Annotated in this window: 1 protein-coding gene and 2 tRNA genes; 1 reads left to right on the forward strand and 2 read right to left on the reverse strand. The window is 42.8% G+C overall.

Annotated elements, in window-relative coordinates; genetic code table 11:
* Nucleotides 1-146: 146 nt before the first annotated feature.
* Together GVO63_RS14375 and gltX are read right to left on the reverse strand one after the other, a co-directional pair.
* Nucleotides 147-222 (reverse strand) — tRNA-Ala (locus tag GVO63_RS14375).
* An 85-nt stretch (nt 223-307) separates the two neighbouring features.
* Nucleotides 308-1,717: a glutamate--tRNA ligase gene (gene gltX, locus GVO63_RS14380; protein ID WP_159580787.1), complete on the reverse strand. Its 1,410-nt coding sequence runs from the start codon at nt 1,715-1,717 to the stop codon at nt 308-310.
* Between the two features lie 603 nt (nt 1,718-2,320).
* On the opposite strand from gltX, the gene GVO63_RS14385 reads away from it, so the two are divergent.
* Nucleotides 2,321-2,392, forward strand: a tRNA-Val gene (locus GVO63_RS14385).

Here is a 2,392-nt window from a genome sequence, read left to right on the forward strand (position 1 = left end):
AGAAATTTTGTTCAGTGAAGCGAAGCTTCACTAAATTTCTGTAAGTAGAGGTGAGCTCTGCGAACCGAGCGACCTTATTCTTACTGAAATTCCTATCCGAAGTTTAATAAAACTCCAGCCTATAACAAGTCACTTTTAAAGTGTCTTGGTGGAGCCAGGCGGGATCGAACCGCCGACCTCCTGCATGCCATGCAGGCGCTCTCCCAGCTGAGCTATGGCCCCGTCATGTATCAGTCAGTGTTATGTGACTGTTCCGTGACAGCGGGGCGCATTCTAGGCATCCCCCCCTGTCATGTCAACGCTTTTTTTATGAATTTTCTCTGTTTGCTATAAAAGTAAGCGCTTTGTCGATTCTCTCACCAATTTTCTCTTTTGAGATAAGATTCAACGTGATATCCAGAGACGGTGAATTACCACCACCTGTCACAGCTACACGCAGCGGCATACCTACTTTACCCATACCTACTTCTAATTCTTCAGCGGTACTGTTGATAGCAGCTTGAATATTTTCTGGGTTCCACTCTTCGATGGCCATTAATTTATCTTTAACAAGCTCTAATGGACCTCGAGCGACCGGACGAAGGTGTTTTTTCGCTGCGTTCGCTTCAAAATCGTCATAGTCTTGATAAAAGTACGTAGAGATCTCTGCTAACTCTTTCAGCGTCTTCACCCTGTCTGCTTGAATAGCAATGATAGATTCAAGAGCAGGACCTGTCGTCAAATCAACATTCAGTTCTTCAAAATGCCACTTAGCATGAGACGCTACTTCACTTGCCGGCAGTGTCTTAATGTAGTGTTGATTCAACCAGATGAGCTTTTCTGTATTAAATGCCGAAGCAGACTGACCAATAGCATCTAAGCTGAACTTCTCAATCATCTCGTCAACGGTAAAAATTTCTTGATCACCGTGAGACCAGCCCAACCTAACAAGGTAATTAAGCAAAGCTTGCGGTAGAAAACCATCATCTCGATACTGCATTACGCTTACTGCACCATGACGCTTAGATAACTTTTTACCGTCATCGCCTAAAATCATGGAAACGTGCGCGTATTCTGGAACGGGTGCACCGAGCGCTTCTAGAATATTGATTTGCCGAGGCGTGTTGTTTATATGATCTTCACCACGAACAACATGTGTAATTCCCATGTCCCAGTCGTCAACGACAACACAGAAGTTATAAGTCGGAGTGCCATCAGAACGCTGAATAATGAGATCATCTAGTTCAGTGTTACTAATTTCTATTTTTCCTCGAATATGGTCATTAATGACCACTTTCCCTTCCAAAGGAGTTTTGAAACGGATAACAAAAGACTGCCCCTCAGGATGATCAGTTCTATCTCTCCATGTACCAGGGTAACGAGGTTTTTCTCCGCGCTCTTTTTGCGCTTCACGAATGGCATCCAACTCTTCTGAACTCATAAAGCATTTGTATGCTTTTCCTTCATCCAATAATTTTTGAATAAGCTCTTTGTACCTATCAAAGCGGTGAGTTTGATAAATTGGACCTGTGTCCCAAGTCAATCCCAGCCACTGCATGCCGTCTAAAATAGCTTGCTTAGCTTCATCAGTGGAACGTTCGACATCTGTATCTTCAATACGAAGAACAAATTCACCACCTTTGCTTTTCGCCAAGAGCCAAGAATACAGCGCAGTTCTTGCGCCACCAACGTGAAGATAGCCCGTTGGGCTGGGTGCAAATCGTGTAACAACCGACATGGTCACTCTCTATTGTTAATGTGTTTCTTAAATTGAAAGCATTCTACCAGTGTCCGGGCTACTTCAAAAGTAAGTTGAGAATTCGTAAGCGAATAAAATGTTTAATTAAACAATAAAATGGAAGCAAGACAGTGGACACACACTTGCTCGTGTTAGTTTTATATCCCATTTTTTAATTGCTCGTTCTGACGTTGGCAAGGGCAGAACGGACAGACACTTCATTACTTTTCCATAAAAGTCTGCCCTTATTACTTTGCTCTAATTCGCGCTCTTTGAGTGTCTGTCCACTCTAACTCTTTCTATCCACGCTAATTCTTGCATTTTGTGTGTCTGTCCACTCTAACTCTCTTGTTGTGTGTCTGTCCTTTCTGTTTCCTTTTTGTTTTGTAGGTGACTAAGTGTCTGTCCACTTTTATTTCTCACTTGTATTTCTAAAAGACTACACGTGTTAAAAACGTCGCTCTTATCATCAATTTAGTTAAGATACAGCCAGAGTGTTTAAAATTCGGGCATACGGACATTTTTCTTTAATTTTGTTGTTGACACTAACTGAACCGACTCTATAATACCGCCCCACTTGCTTAGGCAAGTATTGAAAATGACGGACGCTTAGCTCAGTTGGGAGAGCATCGCCCTTACAAGGCGAGGGTCACTGGTTCAAGCCCAGTAGCGTCC

It is taken from the genome of Alteromonas sp. KUL106, from assembly GCF_009811415.1.
Taxonomy (GTDB): domain Bacteria; phylum Pseudomonadota; class Gammaproteobacteria; order Enterobacterales; family Alteromonadaceae; genus Alteromonas.

Excerpts from the sequence above, each read along its gene's own strand:
- gltX (WP_159580787.1), bottom strand. The coding sequence starts at position 1,717 with ATGTCGGTTGTTACACGATTTGCACCCAGCCCAACGGGCTATCTTCAC.